Source organism: Oceanobacillus sp. Castelsardo, from assembly GCF_001659985.1.
Lineage (GTDB): Bacteria > Bacillota > Bacilli > Bacillales > Amphibacillaceae > Oceanobacillus.
The window spans coordinates 180,619-202,599 of the sequence record NZ_LYCS01000006.1 but is presented as its reverse complement, the minus strand read 5'-3'; the positions used below and the strand labels follow the sequence as shown (position 1 = coordinate 202,599).

General features: G+C 34.0%; 24 protein-coding genes. 8 read left to right on the top strand and 16 right to left on the bottom strand.

The features are described 5' to 3' along the window. Nucleotides 1-67: 67 nt before the first annotated feature. Nucleotides 68-439: a YtxH domain-containing protein gene (locus A9178_RS12400; protein WP_369801981.1), complete on the top strand. Its 372-nt coding sequence runs from the start codon at nucleotides 68-70 to the stop codon at nucleotides 437-439. Between the two features lie 89 nt (nucleotides 440-528). Here the strand turns inward: A9178_RS12400 and A9178_RS12395 are convergent, their stop codons facing one another. The 3 genes from A9178_RS12395 to A9178_RS12385 form a co-directional block, all read right to left on the bottom strand. Further along, a complete protein-coding gene (locus tag A9178_RS12395; RefSeq protein ID WP_068675728.1) occupies nucleotides 529-1,443 on the bottom strand; it encodes a glycine betaine ABC transporter substrate-binding protein in 915 nt (304 codons plus the stop codon). Nucleotides 1,444-1,511: 68 nt separating this feature from the next. Further along, a complete protein-coding gene (locus A9178_RS12390) occupies nucleotides 1,512-2,366 on the bottom strand; it encodes an ABC transporter permease (RefSeq protein WP_068675726.1) in 855 nt (284 codons plus the stop codon). Further along, nucleotides 2,359-3,555, bottom strand: a complete 1,197-nt coding sequence (locus tag A9178_RS12385; protein ID WP_068675725.1) for a quaternary amine ABC transporter ATP-binding protein — start codon at nucleotides 3,553-3,555, stop codon at nucleotides 2,359-2,361. Before A9178_RS12385 ends, A9178_RS12390 begins: the two co-directional genes overlap by 8 nt. 391 nt (nucleotides 3,556-3,946) lie before the next feature. On the opposite strand from A9178_RS12385, the gene A9178_RS12380 reads away from it, so the two are divergent. Continuing rightward, entirely contained in the window at nucleotides 3,947-4,429 is a 483-nt protein-coding gene (locus A9178_RS12380) for a GbsR/MarR family transcriptional regulator (protein ID WP_068675723.1), read from the top strand. Between the two features lie 5 nt (nucleotides 4,430-4,434). On the opposite strand, the gene A9178_RS12375 is transcribed toward A9178_RS12380, so the two are convergent. Continuing rightward, nucleotides 4,435-4,788 (bottom strand): DUF1878 family protein, encoded by a 354-nt coding sequence (locus A9178_RS12375; RefSeq protein WP_082918190.1) that lies wholly within the window; start codon nucleotides 4,786-4,788, stop codon nucleotides 4,435-4,437. Nucleotides 4,789-5,132: 344 nt separating this feature from the next. Between A9178_RS12375 and A9178_RS12370 the strand changes: the two genes are divergently transcribed. Together A9178_RS12370 and A9178_RS12365 are read left to right on the top strand one after the other, a co-directional pair. Then, nucleotides 5,133-5,675: a DUF3267 domain-containing protein gene (locus tag A9178_RS12370; RefSeq protein ID WP_068675719.1), complete on the top strand. Its 543-nt coding sequence runs from the start codon at nucleotides 5,133-5,135 to the stop codon at nucleotides 5,673-5,675. Nucleotides 5,676-5,868: 193 nt separating this feature from the next. Then, entirely contained in the window at nucleotides 5,869-6,765 is an 897-nt protein-coding gene (locus A9178_RS12365) for a peptidylprolyl isomerase (RefSeq protein WP_068675716.1), read from the top strand. A 64-nt stretch (nucleotides 6,766-6,829) separates the two neighbouring features. Here the strand turns inward: A9178_RS12365 and A9178_RS12360 are convergent, their stop codons facing one another. Further along, on the bottom strand, nucleotides 6,830-7,024 hold the full coding sequence (locus tag A9178_RS12360) for a sporulation YhaL family protein (RefSeq protein WP_082918189.1): 195 nt from the start codon (nucleotides 7,022-7,024) through the stop codon (nucleotides 6,830-6,832). A 146-nt stretch (nucleotides 7,025-7,170) separates the two neighbouring features. Between A9178_RS12360 and A9178_RS12355 the strand changes: the two genes are divergently transcribed. Further along, nucleotides 7,171-8,397, top strand: a complete 1,227-nt coding sequence (locus tag A9178_RS12355; protein WP_068675715.1) for an HD domain-containing protein — start codon at nucleotides 7,171-7,173, stop codon at nucleotides 8,395-8,397. A gap of 280 nt (nucleotides 8,398-8,677) precedes the next feature. On the opposite strand, the gene A9178_RS12350 is transcribed toward A9178_RS12355, so the two are convergent. The 7 genes from A9178_RS12350 to A9178_RS12320 form a co-directional block, all read right to left on the bottom strand. Further along, the gene (locus tag A9178_RS12350) at nucleotides 8,678-9,226 is read right to left on the bottom strand and encodes a GbsR/MarR family transcriptional regulator (RefSeq protein WP_068675713.1); all 549 of its coding nucleotides are present in this window, start codon (nucleotides 9,224-9,226) and stop codon (nucleotides 8,678-8,680) included. A gap of 141 nt (nucleotides 9,227-9,367) precedes the next feature. Next, nucleotides 9,368-12,322 (bottom strand): ATP-binding protein, encoded by a 2,955-nt coding sequence (locus A9178_RS12345; RefSeq protein ID WP_068675711.1) that lies wholly within the window; start codon nucleotides 12,320-12,322, stop codon nucleotides 9,368-9,370. Nucleotides 12,323-12,371: 49 nt separating this feature from the next. Then, the gene (locus tag A9178_RS12340) at nucleotides 12,372-13,592 is read right to left on the bottom strand and encodes a metallophosphoesterase family protein (protein WP_068675710.1); all 1,221 of its coding nucleotides are present in this window, start codon (nucleotides 13,590-13,592) and stop codon (nucleotides 12,372-12,374) included. Nucleotides 13,593-13,729: 137 nt separating this feature from the next. Next, on the bottom strand, nucleotides 13,730-14,983 hold the full coding sequence (locus A9178_RS12335; protein ID WP_068675707.1) for an ABC transporter permease: 1,254 nt from the start codon (nucleotides 14,981-14,983) through the stop codon (nucleotides 13,730-13,732). Further along, nucleotides 14,976-15,875, bottom strand: a complete 900-nt coding sequence (locus A9178_RS12330; protein ID WP_068675705.1) for an ABC transporter ATP-binding protein — start codon at nucleotides 15,873-15,875, stop codon at nucleotides 14,976-14,978. Before A9178_RS12330 ends, A9178_RS12335 begins: the two co-directional genes overlap by 8 nt. A 50-nt stretch (nucleotides 15,876-15,925) precedes the next feature. Further along, nucleotides 15,926-16,240: a DUF3796 domain-containing protein gene (locus A9178_RS12325; RefSeq protein WP_082918188.1), complete on the bottom strand. Its 315-nt coding sequence runs from the start codon at nucleotides 16,238-16,240 to the stop codon at nucleotides 15,926-15,928. After that, nucleotides 16,233-16,442, bottom strand: coding sequence for a helix-turn-helix transcriptional regulator (locus A9178_RS12320; protein ID WP_068675702.1), 210 nt, complete (start codon nucleotides 16,440-16,442; stop codon nucleotides 16,233-16,235). Before A9178_RS12320 ends, A9178_RS12325 begins: the two co-directional genes overlap by 8 nt. A gap of 160 nt (nucleotides 16,443-16,602) precedes the next feature. Between A9178_RS12320 and A9178_RS12315 the strand changes: the two genes are divergently transcribed. Further along, entirely contained in the window at nucleotides 16,603-16,788 is a 186-nt protein-coding gene (locus A9178_RS12315) for a YhzD family protein (RefSeq protein ID WP_068675700.1), read from the top strand. Between the two features lie 254 nt (nucleotides 16,789-17,042). Here the strand turns inward: A9178_RS12315 and A9178_RS12310 are convergent, their stop codons facing one another. Continuing rightward, the gene (locus tag A9178_RS12310) at nucleotides 17,043-17,396 is read right to left on the bottom strand and encodes a YlbF/YmcA family competence regulator (protein WP_068675698.1); all 354 of its coding nucleotides are present in this window, start codon (nucleotides 17,394-17,396) and stop codon (nucleotides 17,043-17,045) included. Nucleotides 17,397-17,538: 142 nt separating this feature from the next. Here A9178_RS12310 and A9178_RS12305 point away from each other — a divergent pair, with 142 nt between their 5' ends. Together A9178_RS12305 and A9178_RS12300 are read left to right on the top strand one after the other, a co-directional pair. Further along, nucleotides 17,539-18,423, top strand: a complete 885-nt coding sequence (locus A9178_RS12305; protein WP_068675696.1) for a PucR family transcriptional regulator — start codon at nucleotides 17,539-17,541, stop codon at nucleotides 18,421-18,423. Nucleotides 18,424-18,512: 89 nt separating this feature from the next. Continuing rightward, nucleotides 18,513-19,610 (top strand): ABC transporter ATP-binding protein, encoded by a 1,098-nt coding sequence (locus tag A9178_RS12300; protein WP_068675694.1) that lies wholly within the window; start codon nucleotides 18,513-18,515, stop codon nucleotides 19,608-19,610. Between the two features lie 97 nt (nucleotides 19,611-19,707). On the opposite strand, the gene A9178_RS12295 is transcribed toward A9178_RS12300, so the two are convergent. The 3 genes from A9178_RS12295 to A9178_RS12285 all read right to left on the bottom strand — a co-directional run bounded on the left by A9178_RS12295 (nucleotide 19,708) and on the right by A9178_RS12285 (nucleotide 21,977). Then, nucleotides 19,708-19,914, bottom strand: a complete 207-nt coding sequence (locus A9178_RS12295) for an alpha/beta-type small acid-soluble spore protein (RefSeq protein WP_068675692.1) — start codon at nucleotides 19,912-19,914, stop codon at nucleotides 19,708-19,710. A 234-nt stretch (nucleotides 19,915-20,148) separates the two neighbouring features. Continuing rightward, nucleotides 20,149-21,534, bottom strand: a complete 1,386-nt coding sequence (gene fumC / locus A9178_RS12290) for a class II fumarate hydratase (protein ID WP_068675690.1) — start codon at nucleotides 21,532-21,534, stop codon at nucleotides 20,149-20,151. Between the two features lie 209 nt (nucleotides 21,535-21,743). Continuing rightward, the gene (locus tag A9178_RS12285; RefSeq protein WP_068675688.1) at nucleotides 21,744-21,977 is read right to left on the bottom strand and encodes an IDEAL domain-containing protein; all 234 of its coding nucleotides are present in this window, start codon (nucleotides 21,975-21,977) and stop codon (nucleotides 21,744-21,746) included. Nucleotides 21,978-21,981: the final 4 nt, after the last annotated feature.

Sequence of the window (21,981 nt, the reverse complement as noted above, 5' to 3'; positions counted from 1 at the left end):
TTCAACTAACGCTTTACTGTAGTATTATTAATTATCATGTTATAATATGGAATGAAAGGAAAGGAGCGTGTTATCTTTGTCAAGAACGAAATCACTCGTTTTAGGACTCATTGTTGGCGGAGCTGTTAGTGCATCCATAGCTTTATTAACTACACCTTCATCAGGAAGAGATTTTCGTAACCGCTTTAGAGAGCAAGATATGAAGGAGTTACTTAACAATTTAAAAGAAGATGGCCTACGTCTTAAAAGACAAATAACTGAAACTTCAAAAGAAAGTGCATCCTTAATCAAGGATTTAACCCAAGATATTAAGAAATCAGTGGAAGAATGGAAAGACACAGTAGAACCTCATCAAGAGAATATTCATAAGTACTTAGAACAAATAGAAAATAGTTTAAGAGATCTTGAAGAAAAAGTAAAGACTACCACCACCAATTAAATAGATACTAAGGTAAGACAAAGTTTCTGCACCTTCTTATCTGCAAAAAAGCTGATACAATATGCATCAGCTTTTTTATACTTATTTAATTACTTAATTCCTTCTGTCCACTCAGCTACTCTATCTTGATTTTCTTCTACCCAAGCTGCTGCTGCATCTTCAGGAGTTTCTCCTTCCTCAATAGCAAGCATTACTTCTTCCATATCTTCAACTTCCCAATAGAAGTTATCTAATACTTGATAAGCTTCAGGCGCATCTTCTTTGAATCCTTCACGAACCATTGTATTAATCGTTTCTGCATCTCCAAATGTTCCCTCAGGGTCTTCTAGATATTTAAGATCAAATTTAGAGAATTTCCAGTGTGGATTCCAACCTGTAACTATAATCTCTTTCTCACTTTCAACTGCTTCACTTAATGCTGTTGCCATTGCACCACTTGAAGAAGTTTGTACTTCCCAGCCTTCAAGGTTGTCATAGTCTTCTAAAGATCGTTCTGACGCAGCAACTACACCAGCACCTGGTTCAATTCCTGTAATTTTTTGATCTGCTTCATCTTTCAAATCAGCAATCGAATTAACATCCATGTATTCAGGAACAACTAACCCAATTTTCGCACCTTCCAAATTTGGCCCTAAATCTTCCATTTGATCACCATATTGTTCGAATTGGGATCCATGGGTTAATGGTAGCCATGCAGAAACCATCGCGTCAACATCACCAGTTGAAACAGCTTCCCACATAATAGCATTATCAAGTGATGTAAGTGTAACATCATATCCTAAATCTTCTAATACTTTACCAATAACATTTGTTGAAGCAACTTCAGAATCCCACTCTACATAAGCTAACTCTAATTCGTTTTGTTCTTCTGATGTAGCTTGGTTATCTGTTGCAGAATCGGTATTTTCTTCAGTTTCCGAATCTGCTGCTCCACAACCTGCTGCAACTAACGATAAAGAAAGTCCAGCTACAACACCTAGACGTTTCCAATTAAGATTAAACATAACTAAAATCTCCCCTTCTTTTAATATTTATATGGAAACTTTTCAAATTGAAAAGATGCCAACTAAGCTTATTTTTTCTTGTTCATATTTTGTGTAATACGATCAATGATAATGGCTAAAATAACAATACCTAAACCAGCTACAAAACCAGTACCCACTTCTGCCCGTTGAAGAGAGGAAAGAACTTCTCTACCTAGACCTTTTGCTCCAATCATCGAAGCAATAACAACCATGGAAAGTGCAAGCATCACGGTTTGGTTAATTCCTGCCATAATGGTTGATTTAGCCATCGGTAATTCTACCTTAAATAATTTCTGTGCACCTGTACTACCAAAAGCATCTGCGGCTTCAACTAGTTCATTGGATACCTGTCTAATCCCTAGGTTTGTAAATCGAACAGTTGGAGGTGTAGCAAATATTAATGAAGCAAATACACCGGGAACCATACCAATACTGAAAAATGCTACAGCAGGTATTAAATAAACAAATGCTGGCATGGTTTGCATAAAGTCTAGAATCGGCGTAATAATAGCATTTGCAATTTTACTTTTAGACATTAAAATACCAATTGGAACACCAATAATGACGGATAAGATACTTGCCAACAATACTAATGTGACAGTATACATTAAATTTTCCCAGTGACCTTGATTATAAATTAACCAAAGACCGACAATGGAAAAAGCGGCAAGACCAAATTTTTTCCCGGAAACAAAGAACGCTATTACCGCAATAGCAAGAATAAAAATAACAGGTGGAATTGCTAATAATACATCCTCTGTGAAAAATTCCATAAATACATTTAAATATTCTTTGATCGGTTCGAATAAAAATGAAAACGTTTCTTTCGTTTTATCTGTAACCCATTCTGTACCTTCCGCAATGGGTAGTTTGGGTACAAAACCTAATATACTATTAAGCATCTACATTCACCTCGCCTTCCCCGGCAAGAGCTGCTATAACAGAACCTCTGACAATAACTCCTACTAGTTTTCCTTCCTCTACTACTGTTACAGGTACTTGCGAATCATGAATGATAGAAAATATATCGTGCAATGCCGTATCTTTATCCACTGTCGGCATGTCTGTTTTTATTATTTGCTGTAAATCTCTAATATCTTTCTTACGTGCATCAGATGCATCATCTGCAGTAATGTATCCTTTTAAATTTCTTTTACCATCTACTACAAAAATACTTGATAAACCTTCTTCCCTCATTCTTTCTAATGCAACACGTGGACCATGTTTTTCTATATTAATCGTTTCTGGTCGCTTCATAATATGTTGAGCCGTCAATACTTTAGATTTGTCAACATCCTCCACGAATTTTTCAACATAATCATTTGCCGGATGAACTAATATTTCTTCAGGTGTACCGATTTGTACAATAGATCCATCTTTCATTAATGCAATCCGATCACCTAAACGTAATGCTTCATCTAAATCATGTGTAATAAAGACGATTGTTTTTTGCATCGTCGTTTGTAAATCTATTAATTCATCTTGCATTTCCTTACGAATTAATGGATCAAGTGCCGAGAATGCTTCGTCCATTAATAGCACTTTCGGATCATTCGCTAGTGCTCTAGCAAGTCCAACACGTTGTTGCATCCCACCAGAAAGCTGCCCAGGATATTGTTCTAAATAATTTCCAAGGCCTACTAGTTCTAAAGCTTCTTTTGCCTTCTTTTCACGAACCTCTTTAGGTACATTTTGGATTTCCAGTCCGTATTCCGCATTCTTTAATATCGTTCGATGTGGGAATAAACCGAACTTCTGGAAAACCATACTTAATTTTTCTCTTCTAACTTGACGCAGGGCTGATTGATCCATCTTAGATAAATCCTCTCCGTCAATAAGAATGCTTCCTATCGTTGGTTCAATTAAACGATTAATAAGTCGTACTAATGTTGACTTACCACTCCCTGATAATCCCATAATCACAAAAATTTCACCGGGTTCTACAGAAAAGGAAGCTTGATTAACCCCAACTGTACATCCCGTTTCTTTCAGTATGGCTTCTTTAGATTTGCCCTCATTAAGTAGTTTTAATGCCTGTTTTGTATTCTTTCCAAATACTTTTGTTAGTTTATCTACTTGGATGATTGACATATCTTTCACCTCTTTCTTTCAATCTATTTAATTGGAAAACTTGGCATTTGCAATTGGAATGGCAATGCCTTAGTTGCACTTGCACTATGCACGAAGAAAGTTTCATACCTTTCTATCTACCGAGCAAAATGTTTAGTTTTTAGCACATTTATTACACCAAAAGTTCTAAACAACAAGTAATACTATATAACTATATATCTTATTGTTAGTATTTTACAAACTTTAAATACCATTATTTTCGAATGTATTTTACGTACAGTTTAAACTGTACAAAATATAAGCAAGGATTTCTTTGAATTACTCAAAATAACGCCCAAATACTATATAACTGTCTATTTTTAATTTTTTATTATTTATTGTAGGGTTTTATATAGAGGGGAATGGTAAGTTAATGGATATCATAAATAATGAAAAAACACAGCAAATCATGACGGAGTTCTCAAAAACAGTTCAATTGTTCGGATTAAATCCATTAGAAGCTCGTTTATTTTCATATTTATACCTTTCTGGAAAAGCGCTTACTCTTGATGAAATGAGTGAAGGTTTAGGTAAAAGCAAAACTTCTATGAGTACCAATATTCGTAGTTTATTAGATATGAATTTAGTCCAACGTGTTTGGAGGAAAGGCGTAAGAAAAGATTTATATAAGGCAAATTCACCATTATTTAAAACATTTATGAACTTTTATATTAAGGAATGGGTTAATGCAGCAAAAAGTCAAAAGGAATCATTAGAGGAAATACATAAAATAATGGAAGACGAACAATATAAAGAACCTTCAACAGATATGGAGAATATTTCTAATCGGTTGAAGGAAATCATCGCTTTTCATAGTAAGATTGAATCGCTCTACAAGAAAGTGGATGAAAAATAGTAATTCTACCTTTTTCTTATTTTCGATTCTCTCAATATTATATTGGTAAACTCATTCATTAAAGAAGGAAAGTATCCTTCTTTTTTTAGTGCGTCTATTGTTTCATTTGGGTTAAGTTTTTCATTTAGCATTCCTGCAAATCTTACAAGAAGTGTAGTGAAGTCTATAAGCCCCTCTTCTTTTTGTTGATGGTATGTCTGATTAAGGCGATTCAACAATTCCATCAAATCGGTATATTCCTTTTCCGTAATATTATTTTCAATAACTAATCTAATAAATGGATACCTATTAAGATTGATAACCTTTGAAATTAATTGAATATGAAATGAAGAGGTATCACACTTCCTAAACTCCCTCAATATATTTAACCCCCCATTCTGTGCATTTCTTCATTATATTTTTTATGTCATTTATTTTCACATCTAAATTACAGAATAACTATTGATTTTTATTTCAAATCGTACTATTATTCATGAAGTACTTTCGAACAATCTTCAATTTATTTATGTAACGTAACTTATAAAGTAAAACTCAATCAGTGGGGGTTTTCTTGCATCCCCCACTGATTGTTAGTTGAACTTATCAGGGCGCTACTGGCTGTTGTCCCCCACTTAGATTTCTTGGTTAACCCGAATTCTTGAAGTGGGGGTCTTACAGCCAGTTAAGACGTGATCAACTGTTAATGTAAAAGAGGTGTTTAACTATGAATTGTTGGAAATCCATTAATCCAAATAAAGAGATCGGTCAAAGTCGAATGCTATTTATATCTGTATTAATTGGCATTCTTACATTTATCATTTTATATGTTCCATTTACGATTTATCATGGAACAGACCGTAATCATGAAACTGGTCTTATCCCATTTTTAATATCTGTTTGTTTTTTACCAAGTATTCATTCGTTTATGCATATTTTACCATTAATTCTGATGAATAAACGAGTCAATATTTGTTATAAATTTAAAATGAAGATTTTCCCTATTTTTACCTATTATACAAAAACTCACATAACAAAAAAAGTGTCTTTAATCGTTTTAATTTCACCAACAATTCTAATTACACTTACCGGAATCATTTTAACTTATCTTTTTGCTGAATATTATCTATATATTTTATTATTCACTTGCATTCATATCGGAGTTTCTTTCCTTGATTTCTGGTATATGAATCAAATTATCCGCGCACCTAAAGAAGCATATGTCCATACTGAACATGACGGTTTCGATATATTATTAAAAGCTCATTAAGAATCTGGTATAATACCGGATTCTTTTTAATTCCATAGAAGGAGCAGTACTCGCTCTACTTTTCAATTGTGGCAGAATTTAGGTATTTTTCAAGTAATTTCGTTTACAACTATTCATTTCCTATTGATGTATGTTATATTTAATTCTGTATAAAATAAGAAGTATACTTAAAGGATTAGGAGTGTTCGTTTAGATGAAAAAACTAGTTGTAGCCGTGGCATTATCTGCTAGTGTCTTAACATTATCTGCGTGCAATAATGCGGACTCTGAAGTTGTTATGGAGTCAGATGCGGGAGACGTTACAAAAGATGAATTTTACGAAGAGCTAAAAAACCGATATGGTGAAGGTGTACTAAAAGAATTAGTCACTACTAAGGTTTTGGAAGATAAGTATGAGGTTTCTGATAAAGATATAGATAGTGAAATTGAAAATATGAAAGAAATGTATGGAGATCAATTTGATATGGTTATTCAACAAAACTTCGGTGATGAAGAAAGCCTACGTAGCATTATAAGGATCTCCCTATTACAAGAACAAGCAGCTGCCGAAGATGTTGAAATTTCAGAAGAGGAAATAAAAGAAAGATATGAAAGACAAAAGACAGAAATTGATGCACAACATATTTTAGTGGCTGATGAAAAAACAGCTAAAGAAGTAAAAGAGAAAGTAGATAAAGGTGAAGATTTCGCAGAGCTTGCTAAAGAGTATTCTACTGACAACAGTGCCCAAGATGGTGGAAATTTAGGTTATTTCTCCGCGGGCCAAATGGTTAAAGAATTTGAGGATGTAGCATATAGCATGAAACCTGGCGAAATTAGTGACCCTGTAAAGACACAGTACGGTTACCATATTATCAAAGTAAATGATGTCCGTGAAAAAGAGGGAGAAGTTGAAAAATACGAGGATGTGAAAGATGATATCCGTCGTCAACTAGTTTCCGAAAAAGTGGATATGACTGCTTTACAAAGTAAAATTGATGGTATCATTCAAGATGCTGACGTTGATATTAAAATAAAAGAATTTAAAGATATGTTTAAACAGGAAGAGCCAAAAGAACAAGAAGAACCTAAAGAGGATGCTAAAGGCTAATTAGCAGTAGATCAAATGGAGGTACAACTTATCAAGATGAGTTGTACCTCTATTTTTCTTCCTGCTACGAGGTTTGTTGTCTTTTTTTGTCACGTTGTTCTTTTTCTTGTCTCATTCGTTCTATATAAACCTTCCCTTCCCTCTCCGCATATTGTTGCTCTAGTCTTCGTTCCGCAACCATTGCACGAAAGGCCATATAACCACTAAAAAATATTAATATAATAACTGCAAGAACCCACCAAGGTACTCCAAGAATCACAGCACTACCCCCTTGTCCACTTCTATCTACCCCAATATATATGATGGATTCCGTAAAAATATTCTTTTACCCATAATCTTTTCTTTCATTAACTTTTCTTGTCTAGTAAACTAGTAGTAAACTTACTTCGCAATTGGAGTGATACCATGTCAAATACACAATCCTATTTTTATTCAAATGTTCCTATAAACTTTGAAATTAGTGACTTAGATCGAGAAAAAATTCTAGAGCAATTTCCCCCACCATCTTTACCAAGCGGTAAGGATACTTTTAATTTGGATCAAGAAACTGCTGGAAATCAAGTTCAAGTTCGTCTACTAGTTAATGATTATCAAGTACAATTAACAAAAACGAATAAGGAATTTTTAAAAGTTCGGTTTAGTAATAATACTGGATTAATCCAAGCTAAAATATGGGATAATCAAGGCGCGGTTGAAAGAATCTTACCTTTATTAGACCAACATTCCATTTTCGATGTTGTTGGCAGGGTAGATGAATTCAATGGTTTTAAATCGTTAACAGTGAATGAATTAAATCCCTGTGAGGAGAAAATTAACCCTTTTAGTTATTTACCTTATACGAAACAGGATTTAGAAAGTTTGACAGTTGAGTTATTTTCATATCTTTATGAATTAAAATCTCCATATAAAGAAATTAGCCTTTCCGCAATGAATCGATTTTGGGAACAATTTTCTATCAGACCTGCAGCCAAAGGTTATCACCATAATTATTTAGGTGGATTATTAAAGCATACAGTCGGATTAATGCGATTTGCTCGGTACATTTTAAAATTTGAGGATAACCACTATAAAGCATTAATGAAATTAATAAACATTGTGGAAAAGGCCCATAAAAATGAGCTTTGGGCAGAAATTGAAGGGAATCAAGGTCAGCCTTTTATATGGAAAGATACGATAGATCATTTATATAAAATGTTCTATGGAGCGATGAAACATAAGGAAAGCCAACCAAATTATGATTTACTGATGACTAGTATATTATTTCATGATATCGGTAAGTTACTTGAGTATGATCATGCGGGAAAAACCTTTGAAGATTTCCATTTTCTATTTCCAACTGCTACTAATAGCAATTTTGACAATCGTAAACAAGCAGGTATTACAATGGATGAATTAGGAGCCATGGTTGGACATATTCCTTATGGTGTCCTTATTTTATCTAAAATCATGGAAATAGAAAATATTCCTGTTTCGATGGAAGAAATCCACCAAATGGCTCATTGCATTCTTTGCCATCACGGTCTTCCAGAATGGGGATCAGCCGTTAGATCACCAGAAACAATTGAAGGATATTTAATTCACATAGTAGATTATTTGGATAGTAGGTATGAAAATATAGAAGTCATTAAATAGGAACAAAGGCGCAAGCGCCCGTTTAGCGACGTACGGACTGGACTGAGCCGTAGGAGATAAAGGAAACACGACGAACGGAGTGAGTCGATGTTGACTTATCGTACGAAGGTGAAGGAAGTCTCGCTAGTCGCTGGGCGCTGGAGCCGGACGTGACCTTTTCTGAATAATTATCCACATGCAGCGAATTTTATAATTTCCTAAACGACAAAAAACTAGAACATTTGCCAAGCTTATAGCGAATGTCCTAGTTTTTTTATCTTTTAAAACTTTCAATCGGATTTTATTTATTCTTTGGAATGTAATTAAATATCTCTCCGGAATCTACAATTTTTATAAATTGCATAAGCCATTGATAATATTTTTTTGCATATTCCAATTTCTCCAAGTCATGCTCGATTTTTTCCTTTAGCATTTCATCATCCGTGTCCTTATGCATTTCTTTTAGAGCATCAATAGCTTCCATCGTTTCTTCAATATTTGATTCAGTCTGGGATTTCCATCGTTTACCAAATAAAGAGGTAAATGACTTGTACCAATCTTCTTCTGACTGATAAAGATCTTTTCGTATTCCTTTACGAAAAGCAGATTCCACCATTTTCATATCGGATAATGTACGAACGCCTGTGGACATGCTTGTTTTACTCATATATAAAGCATCTCGCATATCATCTAATGTCATCGGGTCATCATTGAAAAATAGTACACCATACAGTCTTCCGATTGACGGTGTAATTCCATATAAATTCATATTCTTCGCAATGACTTGGATAAACTTTTCGATTGTTGCTTCATGCTTTTCCCAGTTTTTTTCATCTCTTTCTGTTGCCAATGGGTGTCCCCCTCTACATACACTAATCTGGAAATAGTTTAACATTAAATTCTATTTTATGCGAATTAGGTTCCTTAGAAAATATAACATTCATTATTAGGCTTGGTGTAGGCTTTCTTTGTACTTATTTAGTGAGAAGTTTTATACTTTTTCACCCATCAAAAAAACAGTTTCCACTTCACTCATATTTAAGGCTATCTCATCTTTACATGTAAATAAAATAATCTGGTGAAACTTCGACATATCTTCCAATATATTAATTACCTGTTTAATTCGTAAGGAATCAAAGTGTAAAAATGCGTCATCCATTATAAAAGGTAAATGATTACTTTCACTCATCGTTTTTCCAATGGCAAGTCTCAATGATACATAGAGTTGATCTATAGTTCCTTTGGATAGTTCATTAACCTCGTAGCGTATACCGTTGTTTGCCTCAACTTGAAAGGACCTATGATTTATTGGGGCGAATACTCTTTCGTATTTATTTCCTGTTAACCTGTTAAAAAAATTTGATGTAGCTTCCATCACTTGATGTAAATGTTTTTCCTTATATATTCGTTTTGTTTCGATTAATAGTTCTTTTGCTGTTTTTATTATTGCCCATTCTCTTGCCAATTTATTTAATTGTTCTTGTTCCATTTCAAGTTGATGTAAATTATTGGAATACTCCTCGGAAGATTCCATTGTTTCTAACTGTGTTTGTACCGTAACTAGTTCCTTTTGCGATTCAGAAATTTTCCAGTGTAACTCTTCAATGTTATTTTCCGTAGCATTCCTTATCCATTCCAGTTCACTTTCCGATTGAATATTATCTACGAGCGGTTTCCACTGACCATTGGGAAATAATCTTTCTAATTGTATACATGTGTTATCTAGCGCTTCCTCATTCAGTTTTCTTTCCTTTACTTGGTCTGATTTTCGATAAAACAATTCCTCTGATTCAACTTGTGCCAATTCAAATAGAATCCATTTTTCCCTTTCATATGTCTTTATTCTTAGCAACAATTCATCCTGTTCCTTCTTATTTTCCTTAAGTAATTGAGAATATTGTTCGATTTGCTGAGATATCTCATGCTGTTTCATAATAAAAGATTCAATTGCCCCTAGCTGTTGTTCTATCAGATCACCTATTTCCCAATTTTGTTCTTGGACAAATTCATTTACTGTGGACTTAACTAGAGTTATTTTATCTTGAAGTTTTTCTTTATCCTCCAGCACTTCCGTATACTCTTTAAATTGAGAAACAAGTTGTTTCATCGCATGAAACAATTCTGGCCAATAGGAAGTATCAACATGTTTTAAAAAGGGGTAGATTTCATACTGTTCCTTTATTTGTTGTTGAATTTTCTCGTATCTGTCTTCTACAACGTTCATTTTGTCTCGATAATTTAAACGTTTTATATCATTGGATTTTAATTGCTCTTTAATATTTTCCATATCAGTCACACATTTATGATGTTTAGAGATTTGTATTTCTGCATCTTGAACCTCTTCTTTGGAAATTACATTAAACGCATCAGTTTGATATTCTGATTGAATAACAACTTCCATTTCCTTTAAGCCTTTTCTCCCCCACATCCATTGTCCGACTCCAAATAACAATAATAAAAAACTAATATCGAGGAGGAACCTTATATCAGTAACTAGCCCTATTATAGAAAAAATTACTGCAATGACAAGAGAGCTGATGAGGTAAAAATTCATGCTTTTTTCTTTTTTTACTCTGTTTTCTCTCCAATTTTGCTGTTTTTGTGCCGCTTCATTTTGCAAACTTCTAACTACATTATGTTTATGAAACCCGTTTATTTTTTCATTTAACTCAAAAACTTTTTCATCTGGTAAAATTTGTTCTTCTAGTTCTTCCAATTGGTTATAAAGATAATTTCTTTCTTGTTTCAATTGTTGAACTTCTGCTTGTATCCTTTCTTTTTCTAAAGTTACACTTACTTCATCATTTTTAATTTGTATCCATGTTTTTTCAATGTGAAACGGAAAATTCATTCTGTATAATTGCTCAAAAGTTAAACCAACATTTAAACGATTTAATTCCAATTCCATTTCCATCTTTTTACTATCGATATGGTTTTCAGCGCGCTCTAGTTCCTTTTTATTATCGTAAAACTCATGTTTTAGCTTGATTAATGTTTGCGCTTCTTCATATAGTTCCTGATTGGATAATTTATTTTGCAACTGCTCTAGTTTCTCTTGGTATTTCTCCACATTTCCCTTTAGAACAGCCATTTCACTTTGTAATGGTAAAAGATTGGATTTTATATCTTCGAGACGAGTTTCACCATGTTCTGGAAATTCAAGATTGTGTCCATATTTTTTTAAGTTACTGTGGTATCGAATATATTCTCCTAGAAGTGGCAATGCTTGTATTTTTTTTTCGACGTTTAATAGATTTTTCTTTTCGTCTTGAAATTCTTCCTGTAACCGACATAGTCTGTCCTCAAGATGGGATTCATTTATTATCTTTTCACGATAGGTTGCTTCATTCTTTTTATACTCCTGTAGTAAGGCAAATTGCTTATCTAATGTATCTAATTGCTGGTTGATCATCGGTTTTTTTCCATATGGTTTAAAAAGTTCAGCTAATTTGTTGTCTAACTTTTTTTCTAATGTGTGGATCTCCGTTGAACCAGTTAATCCAATTCCTAATAGCACCTCACCAAGGTCAGCTTCTTTCATATTCGTAATCTTATTTAAATCCATTGCAGAAAAGGAAAAAATGGATTGATAGGTTTCTAAAGTTGTTCCCATTAAGCGTTCTTTAAGCCAATCTTCGTCATGTTCCATTCCATCAGAGGTATAACATATTGCTGCTCCGTTTCTTAAACTGTCTAATCTTTCAATTGTGAACTGACCAACTTTCTCATCAAGGACAGTCAATCTTCCACCAATCTGTCCTCCCGACTTCGGACGGTAAAACTCCCTTTGTTTAGGGGGTAACCCAAATAACATAAATAGAATAAAATGATAAATAGTCGATTTTCCTGATTCATTTTCTCCATAAATACAAATCCCATCCGAAAAGCTTATGTCAAAGTTTACCCATTTACCGAATCCATGAATATAAGCTTTTGTAAATTTCATTACATCACTCCTTTAAGAGGTTGTTCAAAAAGTCCGGTGAAAATGACACTTACTTTAACAATTCATTTAATAATAATTCCTTTGCCTCTTCTTTAATTTCATGTCGATCTTGTGATGAGACTGATTGTAAATATCTTCTTGCTCTCTTGTGTAAATACAGATCCTGGATAGTTCCTTGTAAATCCATCTTTTCCGCTTGTCTAATAACTTCTCCTAAAAAATGCTCCCCTTTTTTAAGATCCACATCTATTTTTTCTTTCTTAATGTTAGTAAGAAAGTGAAAAATGTATTTCCATTGGCCGTCACGGGAAATCATTTCATTTATTATTTCTATTAAATCTTCAATTTGCTTGGTATTCTCCCATTGTTTCAAAGTAGAATCACCGGTTAAAGTAAGGTCTATCAAGGTCTTCCCCGTTATTTCCCTATCATTATTTATTGCCTCTTGAATTAGGTCTTCTGCTTGGTGAAGATTCTCACAATTAGAAAGATCAACTTGAACGGGTTGGAATGTAATTGTATGTAATGGAATAAAAGTTAACCTTGAATCCGTTCCCGACAATACAACATGGTAACATCCTTTTTGCCCTGTTTCTTTTCGATTTCTTCCTTGTATATTTCCAGGGTAAACGATAGGTGGATTTTCCTTTAAAACTTCTCGTTTATGTATATGGCCAAGCCCCCAATAATCAAATGGCTCTTTTTGTAACTCAGAAAGTTGAAAAGGAGCATAGACATCATGTTCTGTGTTATTTTGTATACTTCCGTGTAGAGTTGCGATATGAAAAGGGATATCATGATTGATTACTTTAAATTCTTTCACCTTTCTATCTGTTACAGCTCTATTTTCGTAACTAAATCCATAAATATTTGCGAGAGTTTCATTTCCCTTTTTATATGTAAAATGGGATACGGTTTCCTTTCCGAAAATATGAACATTATCTGGGTATGTTACAGGGTGGAGGTTCCCATTTAGAAAATCATGATTTCCATAAGATAGATAAACTTCTATATTATGTCTTTTTAATTCTTCAAAAGCTTTACGAAGTCGAATTTGCGCTTTTAAACTTTGCTTTTCATTATCAAATAAATCTCCAACAATAAGAACAAAATCTACCGCCTTTTTTATGGCAATAGCAACTAATTTATCTAAACTTAGAAAGGTACTCTCCACTATTTCTTGGAAAATATGATCCGGTGTATGCGCAAGCCCTTTAAACGGACTATCCAAATGTAAATCAGCCGCATGAATAAAAGATATCTCTTGCATCGTTTCCCACCCCTTTTTTTACATCTTATTCTAGCAAACTAAGAAACAGAATGCACGTTCTATCACTTCCCACAACAGGCAACCACCCTTCATCAAGCAAAAAGGAGAAGGTCAACTATGGACCTTCCCCTACGAATTTATGAATCTTTTTTAGATAATGCTAATGCTTTTTTGAAATCTTTTAACGAGCTGGATCGTCCATACAATAGAACTCCACCTTTATATACTTTAGCTCCAATATAAGCAAATAAAAGAATGGATAACGCTAATATTCCTATTGACAATATTACTTCCCAAGTTGGTATATCCAACATTCCCACTCTCATAAACATAATCATTGGTGAGAAGAAAGGGATAAAGGATGTAACCTTGACAATCGTTGAATCCGGTGCTTCTAGACCAAACATAGCTATAAAGAATGCAATCATAATTAAGAAGATAAGTGGTAACATCATTTGTCCAGCATCTTCCACTCGGCTAACTAAGGAACCTAGCATGGCAGCTATTGTTGCATATACCAAATATCCGAGCAAGAAGAATACAATTGCATATATATAAACTGCTGGGGAAATGTCTTGAAAACCTAAATATTCAAAAATACCTCCCATATACTCTTCTTGTTTTGATTTAATAAGAATGAATCCTACAATGATAATGGAACCGACCTGTGTTAGTCCAAGCAGCGCAATACCAAGTATCTTTGCGAACATATGAGTAACTGCTGGAGCACTAGAGACTAAGAGTTCCATTACTCGTGATGATTTTTCATTGGCAACATCCGTCATAATCAATTGCCCATAAGACATAACCGTAATATATAAAAGGAAAAGCATCACATAAACAATACCTCTTGCCTGATTCAATTCCTCTTCTGTCTTAGCGGTTTCATCCAATGCGGTTACTTGAAATGTTACTGGTGCATTAATTTCCATTAATTCCTGTTCATCAATTCCTGAATACCCAGTAGCTAATGCAATTTTTAACTGTTGCACTTGCTGTTCAAGTTGTATTTGATTCCCTGAATCCGAAATATCATTTGCATAGTACGATGCTTCAGGTAATCTCTTATCATTTAACGTTGTAACTAGAAGTGCTTTATACTCCTCATTGATGACGGCCTCTTTCCCCTCTTCTTCCGTTCCATTAAACTCTACCAACTCAAAATCATCGGTAGCCGCTTCTACATTAGTCGATAATGGTACAAATAACGTATTCGATTCATCAATTACAGCGATCTGTTCAACCTCATCGTCTGCAAAAAGATCAATAATGGACTGTACATTCGCTACTGCTACAACAAATAAAAGTGAAATAATCGTACTGATGATAAAGGCTTTAGATTTTAATTTTGATAAATAGGTATGTGATAGGATTACCCAGAATTTACTCATATTTTGCACCTACCTTCTCTATGAAAATATCATTTAATGAAGGCTCTTCTAGTTCAAATTTACGAATAAACCCTTTTCCTTGTAACATAGAAAAAATTTGTTGGGATACATCTTCATTTTCAATTTGTAATTCGCAGCCTTCTGCAACCTTCTTATATTGAACCACTCCAGATTCATCACCCAAAAAATCTAATTCAAAATCTGCATGAATGATAAGGTTTTTCTTGCCAAACGACCGTTTAATGTCTCGTAATGAACCTTGAACAACAGGATTACCTTTATGCAAGATACATAGATGCTCACATAATTCTTCTACATGTTCCATTCGATGCGAAGAAAAAACAATAGATGTACCTTGTTCCTTCAAATCAATAACAGCACGTTTCAACATTTCTACATTGACAGGATCCAACCCAGAGAATGGTTCATCTAGAATTAATAATTTGGGTTTATGAATTACTGCTGAGATGAATTGAATCTTTTGCTGATTCCCTTTTGATAGTTCTTCTACTCGTTTATTCATATACTCTGGTACTTTAAAACGTTCTAGCCAACTTTCAAGCTCCGATACTATTTCTTTTTTTCTCATCCCTCGTAATTTACCTAAATAAATGATCTGGTCTTTAACCGTTAATTTCGGATATAAGCCTCTTTCTTCTGGAAGATAGCCTATAAGATGACTTTTACTGTAATTAATTGGCTCTCCATTCCAAGAAATTTCTCCTTCCGTAATATCCAAAAGACCTAAAATCATTCGAAAGGTTGTTGTTTTTCCAGCACCATTTCCACCTAAAAATCCGAACATTTCTTTTTCTGGGATCTTTAGCGATAAATGATTAACTGCTGTGTCTTTTCCAAATCTTTTTGTTACTTGATTTAACACTAACGTCATTCGATATCCCCCCCTAAAACAGTAACAGTATGATTATAACAAAAAATAGATCATTCTTTGTTAAAAAAATATAGATTCGCAATAATTGCGGTAATATTATGAGAAACATAAAGAGCTGTTATTAAAAAGAAACTAAATGAAATACCATCAAATATAATGACAATACTCCATGCAATTATATATATAACAATCATTGCGTCCCATGATCTAGCCTTCATACGGTTGGTCTGTTGGCGATACCTTTCATCAAATAAATGTTTCTTCTTTCCAATATGCCTATTAATGAAGTACACAATAAGCAAAATAATCCCTGCACCAATGATTCCAATTAACCCCCAAGGATTCTCCATAAAGGATTCACTCAATATTCTCATCTCCTTCAAAAATAAATAATTCTTCAATCGCACAGTTAAATGTTTGGGCTAGCTTGTGCGCTAAAATTAAAGACGGTTTATATTTTCCTTTTTCTAATGAAATAATTGTTTGTCTAGATACTTTTAACTTTTTTGATAATTCTTCTTGTGTCATATCCATTTCTATTCTTTTTTCACGAATTAATGTCTTCATCATCATTCCGCCTCTGCAAATGGTAAAATCAGCTTTACGTAAAGTATACTTTACCAACATTTGTATGTCAAGTTGGCTTTACAATTTTAATTCAGTTTCATTATTCCTGATTCTGATTTATAATAATATTAAGAATACGATAAGTTGGAGGGAGCATGAAATGGGAGAATATACGTTAACTGTATTCAGCAAATCTGGAGAAAAATTATTAGATGAAACTTTTACAGCACAAAATAATGAAGAAGCAAAAGCAATCGGTCAACAACAGTTAGAAGAAAAAGGTTATAGTGAACATACACATCGCTGTGTGTCACCTCAAGCTAAATTAGTTTTATTCCATAGATAAATCGAAAAGCGGAAGCGCCCGTTTAGCGACGTACGGACTGGACCGAGCCGTAGGAGATAAAGGAAACACGACGAACGGAGTAAGTCGATGTTGACTTTCACCGCAAGGGTATAAGTGCGACTAAGCCTCTGGTTTCACCAATCGGCAAGTCTTCTTTATCGTACGAAGGTGAGGGAAGTCTCTCTAGTCGCTGGGCGCTGGAGCTAGACACCAAAAAGAAACGACTTCACTTTTCACAATGAAGTCGTTTCTTTTTATTGGTGTTCTGGATTTCCATAAAGCTCTTCTAATGGTTTCGTAATAATTCTACTAACATCATTAATTAAAAGATTTAGTCTTTGCTCATCTTCCATCAATTTAGCAATATCACTATGTTGTTGTACTTCTTCTACAACTTTACGTGCTTCTTCCACTTCTTCTTCTGTTATATCCAATCCTTGCATTTGTTTTTCTTGTAATTGCATTTGTGTATCGCGAAAACGTTCAAATAATACTTTTGCTTCAGGATTATTCATTACTGCTTCAAAGGAATTTTTTAATTGATTGAATTCCTCACTTTCACGAATTGCCTTTTCTAAATCGTACGCACTATCATGAATATTAGCCAAAAACGTACCCTCCTAGATTTTTATTCTAGTCCACTATATCAAACGTGATTTCCTATGTATACCCATAAGTCAATATTTGATTTCAGTGAATCACCTCCGCCATGTTAAAATAGATGTACATTATAGAAAAGAGGATTTATATATGATAAATGAACTAAAAAAGATATTTCCTTCTTTATGTTTTAAAAATGAAGTAAATAATGATCCAGAAAAATATAGTTGGTTTATAACAGATGATAATAAAATAATAGGGATTGATAAAAAGGAACTATCACCTAAAAATGAGGAAATATTATCAACCTTTCTTACACCACACCATATCTCCATTCCTCAGCCAACAGAATTAGAACAAAGATGGAATCAACGAATTCAGACTAATTTTAGTAATGAAAGTGTTCATACGTTTCGTTTTGTTTATTTTTCAACGAAAACGAATCAAATGGAACCACAATTATTTAAAGAAGCGATACATAATTTTTATACGAATCCAGTAGCAATCATTTGGGAAAACGATCATCAAGGCGTAATCGTAGAAGAAAAACCTGAAATATCGGATGAACCTATTTCCTATGAACAAATGATTGAAGTATTAATGAGTGACTTATATATTAATATACGTTTTTGCATTGGGCCGTATATGAATACGTTGGCAAGATTAAATGATTTTTATACGACTTTTATAAAGGAAGCTAACATTGCATTTCATTATGCGGATCAAGCAGTTGTTACCTATGTTGATGTGATTTCCTATCTTTTTGTTCACCAAGCAGAAAAGGAATTTTTACAAAAAACAAAAGATATTGTATTAGGAGAATTAGCTGAAGATCATGATTTACTTCATTCTATTAAGGTATTTATTTTAAGTAATCAAAATGTAACTACAGCTGCTAAAAAACTACATTTACATCGGAATAGTTTACAATATCGACTAGATAAATTTATTGATAAAACAGGAATAGATGTTAGGCAATTTAATGGCGCAATGGCTGTATATTTAACGATATTGTCTATGGTGCACAAGAATTAATCCATTCTTTGTGCACGCTTACCATTTTCAGAATTCTCCTTAAAACATACAATATAATTAACCGCTTACATTAAATGGAGGGAATAAAAATGGCTGAATTAAAATTAGAACATATACAAAAAAAATATGATAAAGAAGTAATCGCTGTAAAGGACTTCAATCTGCATATCAAGGATAAAGAATTTATTGTCTTTGTAGGGCCTTCTGGTTGTGGTAAATCTACTACGCTTCGTATGGTTGCTGGATTAGAGGAAATTTCAGGTGGGGATTTCTATATTGATGGTAAACGTATGAACGATGTCGCTCCTAAAGATCGTGATATTGCGATGGTATTCCAAAACTATGCTCTGTATCCACATATGACTGTATTCGACAATATGGCATTTGGGTTAAAACTACGTAAATTTAGCAAAGAAGAAATTAATAAACGTGTGAATAATGCGGCTAAAATTTTAGGTCTTGAAGCTTATTTAGACCGCAAACCGAAGGCCCTTTCAGGTGGTCAACGTCAACGTGTTGCCCTTGGTCGCGCAATCGTACGTGATGCCAAAGTGTTCTTAATGGACGAGCCTTTATCAAACCTTGATGCCAAACTTCGTGTTCAAATGCGTGCCGAGATTCAAAAACTACACCAAAGACTACAAACAACTACAATTTATGTAACACATGACCAAACAGAAGCGATGACGATGGCTACACGTCTGGTGGTTATGAAAGACGGGATAATCCAGCAAATCGGTTCACCAAAAGAAGTTTATGATCTTCCTGAAAATGTCTTTGTTGCTGGATTTATCGGATCACCAGCAATGAACTTCTTTCACGGTAAACTTACAGATGGTTATTTTGAAATGGATGATGTTAAAATTAAAGTTCCAGAAGGCAGAATGAAATCGTTACGTGACCAAGGTTATGTAAATAAAGACGTTATTTTAGGAATGCGTCCGGAAGATATTCATGATGAGCCGGCATTTATTTCTGCTACACCTGAAACAAAACTCAATGTTAAAATTGATGTATCTGAGCTAATGGGGGCTGAATCCTATCTATATTCTTCAGTTGCAGGTCAAGAATTTGTTGCTCGTGTAGATTCACGTTCCGATATTAATGGCGGAGATCAAGTTGAACTAGCATTTGATATGAACCACGTACATTTCTTTGACGCTGAAACAGAGATTCGTATTAAATAAGGCCCAATCTAAAAAAGTCGAGTACATTTGCGCTCGACTTTTTCACGTAGAAAAGAGGAAAGCTTAAGCTTTCCTCTTATGCCATTTTTATATTAAATTATTGTCTTCCATTTAATTGTTGTTGAGCTGTTTGTACAAGACGTTTTGTAATTTCTCCACCAACTGAACCGTTAGCACGAGAAGTAGTGTCTGCACCTAAGTTCACACCAAATTCAGAAGCGATTTCCACTTTCATTTGGTTAAGAGCTTGCTCAACTCCGGGAACTAATAATTGGTTTGAGTTGTTGCTGTTGTTGTTTGCCATGTTATCTCACCTCCTTGTTTGTTGTATTTCTATTGTCTGTTATTTATATAAATCTTATTACAAACTTTCACTGGTAAATTGTAGATATTATTCCATTTCAATGGTAAAATTTAAAAATTACCCATTTTTAACGGAATAACTTTACCTTTATTCTTCTTCTCTAATCAACTAGTACAAATGAAAATGAAAAACGCTTGGAATATTACTTTTTACTCCAAGCGTTTTATTTCTTCTTTATTTAGGATGTGTCATTTCTTCCGGTTTTACATATTCATCAAATTCTTCCGCTGTAAGCAAACCTAGTTTAACAGCAGTCTCTTTTAATGTTGAATTTTCATTAAATGCTGTTTTAGCAATTTTCGCTGCATTCTCATATCCAATATGTGGATTCAATGCAGTTACTAGCATCAAGGAATCATTTAAATTCTTTTCAATTTGTTCATAGTTCGGTTCGATTCCTTGTGCACAACGCTCGTCAAATGAAAGAATACTATCCGCTAGTAATTGACAAGATTGTAAGAAGTTATAAGCAATGACCGGCTTGAATACATTTAATTCAAAGTTACCTTGACTTGCTGCGAAACCAATTGTAGCATCATTACCCATTACTTGTGCAGCTACCATTGTGACTGCTTCACTTTGAGTTGGATTAACTTTACCAGGCATAATAGAGCTTCCTGGTTCATTCGCTGGGATTGTAATTTCCCCAATTCCACAGCGTGGACCACTTGCCAACCAACGAACATCATTAGCAATTTTCATCATGTCCGCTGCAAGACCTTTTAGTGCACCATGAGCATATACAGATTCATCATGACTAGTTAAAGAATGAAACTTGTTTGGCGCGGAAACAAATGCTTTTCCAGTAAATTCACTAATTGCTTGACACACACGTTCTGAAAACTCAGGATGCGCATTAAGCCCAGTACCAACGGCTGTTCCTCCAATTGCCAATTCTTTAACATGTTGTACACTTTCCTTGATCATCATTTCTGATTTTTCAAGCATGCGATGCCATCCACTAATTTCTTGGCCTAATGTAAGTGGTGTAGCATCTTGAAGATGGGTTCGTCCAATTTTTACGATATCAGAAAACGCATCCATTTTATCTTTAAAAGTATCTTTTAGTGCTTTAACCGCAGGAAGTACTTCATCTTCTAATTTTAATACAAAAGCAACGTGCATAGCTGTTGGGTATGTATCATTAGAACTTTGTGATTTATTTACATCATCATTAGGGTGAAGTTTTAAATCGCTACCATTTTCTAATAGCCACTTATTCCCAACATGCGCGATTACTTCATTAACGTTCATATTGGATTGTGTACCACTACCAGTTTGCCATACAACTAACGGGAAGTGATTGTCAATTTCCCCTTTAATAATTTGATCTGCTGCATAAGCAATCGCTTCGGCCTTCTTACTATCCATTAAGCCTAAATCACTATTTGCTTTCGCAGCACTTTTCTTCAAAATTGCAAATGCACGAATCACTTCTTTTGGCATGAGTTCATTTCCAATTGGAAAGTTCTGTTTACTTCGTTGTGTTTGCGCACCCCAGAATTTGTCTGCTGGTACATTAATTTCCCCTATTGTATCTCTTTCCACACGATATTCCATCCTGTAATTCCTCCCCTATGTAACTTCTAATATCACCTATATTGTAACAAATTTCGTAACAAATAGAATACTAAATACACCGGGATAAGGTTTATTTTTAGAAAGGGTCATAAAATTGCCTTATTTAACCCTACTCTTGAAAACCAATAGAATCAAGAACAGTTAGATATTATTAAAAGCCTCACCAAATATGGCAAGGCTTCATAATTCTACTCCCAAACGTAATCTTTATACGCTTGACTATATTTTAAAAATTCTTCTTTGTTATCCGTTTCAATGGAATGATCAATCTTGTCCAATATTTTTCGTTTATTCCAGTTAAAGCAAATCTCATCCAACATTAACTGCGCATTTAAACCAAACTCATAAGGGATTTCTTTTCTTGCGTAAAGTTCCATACCCGTATAGCGACGAAAGTGGTAAATTACTTTTTGTTTTTTCAAGAGA